Raw genomic sequence first — 6,000 nt, forward strand, 5'->3', positions numbered from 1 at the left:
ATTTATGACCGCCGAGCGACGGCACCCGAGGCGCTCCCGCCGCGGCCAAAGCGTTAAGCTTCCCGTGCGTTCGCAACCAACAAGCACCTTCCCGATTACCTATTCGTACCGTTACTATCGGTTCCAATGATGCGCGGCCGGAAGGCACTTCGCGAAGGCCTTGGCTTACGCCAGAATTTGGCTTGCGCCAGACGAGTGGGAGGAAGACATGAGTGCTGCCGGAAATGAGCCGCTTGCCCGCCAGGCTTTGGCATTTGTCCTGGCCGGCGGCCGCGGCAGCCGGCTGCTGGAATTGACCGACCGGCGCGCCAAGCCCGCGGTCTATTTCGGCGGCAAATCCCGCATCATCGATTTCGCGCTGTCGAACGCGGTGAATTCCGGCATTCGCCGCATCGCGGTTGCCACGCAGTACAAGGCCCACAGCCTGATCCGGCATCTCCAGATGGGCTGGAACTTCTTCCGCCCCGAGCGTAACGAAAGCTTCGACATCCTGCCTGCGAGCCAGCGCGTCTCCGAGAGCATGTGGTATGTCGGCACGGCGGATGCGATCTACCAGAACATCGACATCATCGAGTCGCACAACGCCCGGTTCATCGTGGTGTTGGCCGGCGACCACATCTACAAGATGGACTACGAGGTGATGCTGCGCCAGCACGTCGACAGCGGCGCCGACGTCACCGTCGGCTGCCTCGAAATGCCGCGCGCAGAATCGAGCGGCTTCGGCATCATGCATGTCGACGAGAACGGCTGGATCCAGCAATTCCTCGAGAAGCCCAAGGATCCGCCGCCGATGCCGGGCAAGCCTGACGTCTCGCTCGCCAGCATGGGCATCTACGTGTTCGATACGAAATTCCTGTTCGACCAGCTCAAGCGCGACGCCGAGGACCCGAACTCCAGTCACGATTTCGGCAAGGACATCATCCCCTATATCGTCAAGAACGGCCGCGCGATCGCGCATCGGTTCTCGACCTCCTGCGTGCGCTCGGGCAGCGACCCGCGTGCCTACTGGCGCGACGCCGGCACGGTGGATGCCTATTGGGCGGCCAATATCGACCTCACCGACGTGGTGCCGGAGCTCGATCTGTTCGACCGCGCCTGGCCGATCTGGTCCTATGCGGAGATCACGCCGCCCGCCAAGTTCGTCCATGACGAGGAGAGCCGGCGCGGCCAGGCGGTGAGCTCGCTGGTCTCGGGCGGCTGCATCATCTCCGGCGCCTCGCTGCGCCGCTCGCTGCTGTTCACCGGCGTGCGCATCAACTCCTATGCCAATGTCGAGAACGCCGTTATCATGCCTTACGTCAATGTCGGGCGCGGCGCGCGGCTGAAAAACGTCGTGATTGATCGTGGCGTCGAGATCCCCGAAGGCCTCGTCGTCGGCGAGGATCCGGAGCTCGACGCCAAACGCTTCCGCACCACCGAACAGGGCATCTCGCTGATCACTCAGCCGATGATCGACAGGCTCAATACATGACGCCTGTTCGCGTCCTCGCGGTCGCTTCTGAAGTCTATCCCATCGTCAAGACCGGCGGCCTCGCTGATGTCGCCGGCGCGCTGCCGCTTGCGCTGAAGGCGCATGGCGTCGAGATGCGCACCTTGATGCCGGGCTATCCCGACGTGATGCGGCGGCTTTCGGGCGCGGACGAAATCCAGCGTTGGTCGGATTATTTCGGCGGACCGGGGCGCCTGCTCGCCGGTTCGCATGAGGGGCTCGATCTGTTCGTGCTCGACGTGCCGCATCTCTATGCGCGGCCGGGCAATCCCTACGTCACCGCCGAGGGTGTCGACTGGCCGGACAACGGTGTGCGCTTCGCAGCATTGGCGCGGGTCGCGGCCGATATCGGCCGCGGTCTCGTCGCAAGTTTCGTGCCCGACGTGGTCCACGCCCATGACTGGCAGGCCGGGCTCGCGCCGGCCTATCTGCACTACGACGGCGGGCCGCGGCCCGGCACGGTGATGACGATTCACAACATGGCCTATCAGGGCAAGTTCGACCGCGCGCTGGCCGGCGCGATCGGCCTGCCCCACGACGCATCGTTCGACGTCCACGGCCTTGAATATTTCGGCGGCATCAGCTTCCTGAAAGCCGGGCTGCAACTGGCCGATCGCATCACCACGGTGTCGCCCACCTATGCTCATGAAATCCAGAGCGACGAAGGCGGCATGGGACTTGGCGGCCTGCTGCGCGAGCGCGCCAGCGTGCTGAGCGGCATCCTCAACGGCATCGACATCGCCGTGTGGAATCCGCAAACCGATACGCATATCGCCTATCGCTTCGGTGCGCAGGACCTCACGTTCCGGGCCGCGAACAAGGCGGTGCTGCAGCAGCAGTTCAATCTCGATTCCTCCGACGAGGCGCCGCTGCTCGGCGTCATCAGCCGGCTGTCCTGGCAGAAGGGGCTCGACCTGCTGCTCGAGGCGATCCCGACGATCCTGGATCAGGGCATGCAGCTTGCATTGCTCGGCAGCGGCGACCGCGATCTTCAGGAGCGCTATCAGGCCGCCGCGCGCGCCAATCCCGGCAGGATCGGCGTGATGATCGGCTATGACGAGATTCTCGCCCATCTGATCCAGGCCGGCTCCGACGCGCTGCTCGTGCCCTCGAGGTTCGAGCCGTGCGGTTTGACCCAGCTCTGCGCGCTGCGCTATGGCGCGGTCCCGATCGTCTCCCGTGTCGGCGGTCTCGAGGATACCATCATCGACATCGGCGAAACAGGACGTGACGCCACCGGCTTCAAGTTTGGTCCGGTGACGGCTGGCGCCCTCACCGGCACGCTGCGGAAAGCCAACGCCGCCTTCCACGACAAGGCAACCTGGCGGCGGCTGCAATTGAGCGGCCTTGCCACCGACGTGTCCTGGCGCAACCGCGCGGGTGAGTATGCAGCGCTGTATCGCGGCCTGATGGCGTCACGCCGTACGTGAGGGCGGATTAGCCGATAGCGTAATCCGCGGAGCAGAGCGGACGCAGGGCAGAGCTGGCCGCCACAGCGGGTTTTGACCCAAAGCGGTCTTGCAATGCTTATCGATGACAGAGATGCTCTGGTCGTCATCCGTCCACACGGCAGAACCGAACCCATGAATGATCACCGACGGATTAAGGTCTTTCTTGACCTGCTGGGACGGTTTCTGTCGCGGAAAGGGACTCAAGCGTGGTCCCACCTTGCCGCCGAGCTGAGACCTAAGGAAACTGTTGCGCTGACCAACGGCCTATATTTCTGCGTTGAGCAGTCTGGTTTCACCCTAGTGTCAGTCGGAGCTGGTGATAGTCAATCGATGAGGCTTTCCGTCGATGAAGCAAAGCAGATATTCTCATCGATCGACGCCGCATGCACCAGTCGAGACGTCATCGAAATTCGTGCCGGGGAGCTATCTTGGGCGACCGACGCGCGGCCGAAATTCGATCCTGAAAAGGTAATTATCAAATTCACAGGACCGACGGGATCCACACGTGCTGAAGCTACGCGTAAGGATGTTGCAGCAGCACTCGCAGAGTTTCGCCAGCCGATTTGGGTAGACACAATCGACGTGAGGTAGGTCTGCTTCCGGCCCATCGCTGCCCAGTGGGATGCTCGTCCAGGCGTCGGCTGTCAGATGTAGACCGGAAATGGATTGCGGCGCTCGGGACCGCCGATTTTGACCCCAAGCCGACTTAAGCGGCAAGGCTTTTCTGTCACGCACAAAGCCCATGAGATATTTCGTGATGGCCGTCACATACCGACCAGAGCAATGATGCCAAATGTGGTCGCACCGGCATCGGATGATCGCGCCAACCAAAGAGGCATGTGATGACTGATACAATCGGAAGCAACAATATGCATAACAACAAGACGGAACTGACAGCGCAGGACCTTGAAAAGGTTAGCGGCGGCATGAAAACCGATCCTAACCATGTAAGCAGCGATGTTATCGACGCGCGCGGCGGCTCGCTTACATTTATGGGGCTGACCTTTACGAGCGACGTGAATGGCAAAGTGCACGTGAGCTGAAACGGCCTACGCCCTCGAAGATTCTGCCCACACGACTTTTGGAGTCAGCCTGGCCTTGCGGATTTCTGACTTTTGTTGCGATGCATAAGTCCGGTTGTGGCCCCAAAGCAGTCATCGAGAAGGAGCCGTCCGCGACTGCGGAAGACCCGCGTAGCACTCGATCCCGAGTGACAAATCGAGATCGACAAGTCGAGCAAGCGTTGCGCTGGACAATTCGTCGGCGAGAAAGCCGTCCATGAATTGAATAATGACGCTTGCTGTTCCGCCGCTGGCTTTGATATCGCGCCGCCATCGCGTGTTAGCATACGTTCCGGATAGAGGCGTGCCCTTCGGGGTTCTTCGGGCAGCGCCGACACAATGAGTGACGTCGGCTCCATTCCTAGGATTTTGGTAATTTCGTCCGGCACCAAAGTTGGATGCACGATGAACAGGTCGAGAAAAAACCTGTACTCACCCGCGCTGCTGGATTGTTCGGCCATTGGGCGCTCCATAAACTCAGCGCTTGCTTAGTCGAGCGCAGCCACGAAAGTCAATTTTCGGTTGTGGCCCGAATTCGAAGTTCAGCCGGCGTCATCAGTTGTCGGTTCATTGGGGGTAGGCCGGAAGCAACCGACCGACCTTCCAAACGGCGCTCGTGACCATAGGCGACCTCGCCGACGTCGGCGCGGGACGCACAAGCGGCCTCTCTCCTGCGTACATCCCCTTAGGGTACCGACCCGATTTTTTTGACGCTTCATCTCCTGCTATCAATTATCAAGGAGTGGAGGCGAGCATGCGACTGGGATTAAAGCTCATCGTTCTTGGAATTATTCTTCTGCTGCCGAAGACTCACCTTTATCTGTCCGAGGCTCATCTCTCGGAAGCGCAAGTCGCTTCAGAGCGCCAGATATTAAGCCCGGTAGCCAACTCGGCCGGTTATTGCACGGTCTCTGCGGCTAAAACCTCTAAGTGTGCATCAAAGCTCGGGCACGACGGCAGCGACACCGTGGCCATTCACGCCATGGATAAGAGCCCGAAGGGGTCGTAAGCCGCCGCGACAATCAGGCCCGCGAGTACGATCCAGGGGAGCATGTTAGAAATGGCCAAGGCACCATAGCCCCATCCCATCATTCCCCCATCCGACCCATTGCCCTACATCATTTATTTTACTCCTCGGGACCACAGAACCGGGAGTGGCGGTCAACATTGAGCCGCCAGACCGGTAAGTTTTCCTCTGCTCCAACGATGTCGGCAAGAACCAAGAGGACGGAACACCAACACCGTTCCGCGCCTCACATCATGCAACCCATGCCCGTGAGCACCTCATCTGCCTTCTTCTTCTGTTCGTCACTCAGTGCCGCGTAGAGCTTCTCAAGGGCCGGCTTGATCTCCTTGAGCGCAGCGACCCGGCTTTCCATCGCGGCAATCTGCGCGCTAAGGCGATCAGCCGGGGTCTTGGCGTCGGCCACTGTCTTCATGGTCTGCCACATGCCCTGCATGCTTTGCAGATTGCCCTTGATTGTCTCTGCGTAAGCCTCCCAGACGCTCTTTTGAGCATCGGTAATGCCCAGTTCCGCCTTGAGGAATGCGATACGCCCCGTCGCGAAAGTCGATGGCTTGCCATCGGCCGTAGCGTCCATCATCGGACAACCGCTCATCATGCCCCGGCCGTAGTTTCCCATCATGCCGTAGCCTTGGCCGGAGCCCATCATGCCGCCATAGCCGCGCTGCGCATGTGTCTTCGACGGAACGGCCGCGATGGCTGCCCCAATCGCCGCCAACGCCACGCCATAAATCAGCGTCTTGCGCATGAAACCCTCCGATCTCTCGGACCAATCTGAGAGGACTGAGACGAGGAGGTGTTGATCGAGGTCAAACTCAACCTCTTGTGACGAAGACTGCCCAAGCCTGCGACAGCAATCGGATTCCGCAGTCAGGATGATCAAGGAAAGGACTGCTGTTGTGCAGGTTTTTGGACGCCGGCGACAAAGAGGCTCCGCACGCCGAACTGACCGGCGTCCAAAAAGCGCCAAGGCAC

Annotated in this window: 7 protein-coding genes; 5 read left to right on the forward strand and 2 right to left on the reverse strand. The window is 60.5% G+C overall.

The window, feature by feature from the left end; genetic code table 11:
• Nucleotides 1-208: 208 nt before the first annotated feature.
• The 4 genes from glgC (at nucleotide 209) to L6639_RS39765 (ending at nucleotide 3,983) form a co-directional block, all read left to right on the forward strand.
• Nucleotides 209-1,471: a glucose-1-phosphate adenylyltransferase gene (gene glgC / locus L6639_RS39750; RefSeq protein ID WP_237866944.1), complete on the forward strand. Its 1,263-nt coding sequence runs from the start codon at nucleotides 209-211 to the stop codon at nucleotides 1,469-1,471.
• Nucleotides 1,468-2,919, forward strand: coding sequence for a glycogen synthase GlgA (gene glgA / locus L6639_RS39755; RefSeq protein WP_237866945.1), 1,452 nt, complete (start codon nucleotides 1,468-1,470; stop codon nucleotides 2,917-2,919). The genes glgC and glgA overlap by 4 nt, the downstream gene beginning before the upstream one ends.
• Nucleotides 2,920-3,012: 93 nt before the next feature.
• A complete protein-coding gene (locus L6639_RS39760) occupies nucleotides 3,013-3,531 on the forward strand; it encodes a hypothetical protein (RefSeq protein ID WP_237866946.1) in 519 nt (172 codons plus the stop codon).
• A gap of 251 nt (nucleotides 3,532-3,782) precedes the next feature.
• Nucleotides 3,783-3,983: a hypothetical protein gene (locus tag L6639_RS39765; RefSeq protein WP_237866948.1), complete on the forward strand. Its 201-nt coding sequence runs from the start codon at nucleotides 3,783-3,785 to the stop codon at nucleotides 3,981-3,983.
• A gap of 44 nt (nucleotides 3,984-4,027) precedes the next feature.
• On the opposite strand, the gene L6639_RS39770 is transcribed toward L6639_RS39765, so the two are convergent.
• A complete protein-coding gene (locus L6639_RS39770) occupies nucleotides 4,028-4,462 on the reverse strand; it encodes a hypothetical protein (RefSeq protein ID WP_237866949.1) in 435 nt (144 codons plus the stop codon).
• A gap of 293 nt (nucleotides 4,463-4,755) precedes the next feature.
• Here L6639_RS39770 and L6639_RS39775 point away from each other — a divergent pair, with 293 nt between their 5' ends.
• Complete coding sequence (locus tag L6639_RS39775) at nucleotides 4,756-5,010, forward strand: hypothetical protein (protein ID WP_237866950.1); 255 nt, start codon at nucleotides 4,756-4,758, stop codon at nucleotides 5,008-5,010.
• 244 nt (nucleotides 5,011-5,254) lie between these two features.
• Here the strand turns inward: L6639_RS39775 and L6639_RS39780 are convergent, their stop codons facing one another.
• Nucleotides 5,255-5,773 (reverse strand): Spy/CpxP family protein refolding chaperone, encoded by a 519-nt coding sequence (locus L6639_RS39780; protein ID WP_237866951.1) that lies wholly within the window; start codon nucleotides 5,771-5,773, stop codon nucleotides 5,255-5,257.
• Between the last annotated feature and the right edge of the window lie 227 nt (nucleotides 5,774-6,000).

The sequence above is a fragment of the Bradyrhizobium zhengyangense genome, assembly GCF_022012555.1.
Lineage (GTDB): Bacteria > Pseudomonadota > Alphaproteobacteria > Rhizobiales > Xanthobacteraceae > Bradyrhizobium > Bradyrhizobium zhengyangense.

Bases quoted from the DNA above. Each gene is read 5' to 3' on its own strand.
- glgC (WP_237866944.1), top strand. From the start codon at position 209: ATGAGTGCTGCCGGAAATGAGCCGCTTGCCCGCCAGGCTTTGGCATTT.
- L6639_RS39775 (WP_237866950.1), top strand. From the start codon at position 4,756: ATGCGACTGGGATTAAAGCTCATCGTTCTTGGAATTATTCTTCTGCTG.
- L6639_RS39760 (WP_237866946.1), top strand. From the start codon at position 3,013: ATGCTTATCGATGACAGAGATGCTCTGGTCGTCATCCGTCCACACGGC.
- L6639_RS39780 (WP_237866951.1), bottom strand. From the start codon at position 5,773: ATGCGCAAGACGCTGATTTATGGCGTGGCGTTGGCGGCGATTGGGGCA.
- glgA (WP_237866945.1), top strand. From the start codon at position 1,468: ATGACGCCTGTTCGCGTCCTCGCGGTCGCTTCTGAAGTCTATCCCATC.
- L6639_RS39765 (WP_237866948.1), top strand. From the start codon at position 3,783: ATGACTGATACAATCGGAAGCAACAATATGCATAACAACAAGACGGAA.
- L6639_RS39770 (WP_237866949.1), bottom strand. From the start codon at position 4,462: ATGGCCGAACAATCCAGCAGCGCGGGTGAGTACAGGTTTTTTCTCGAC.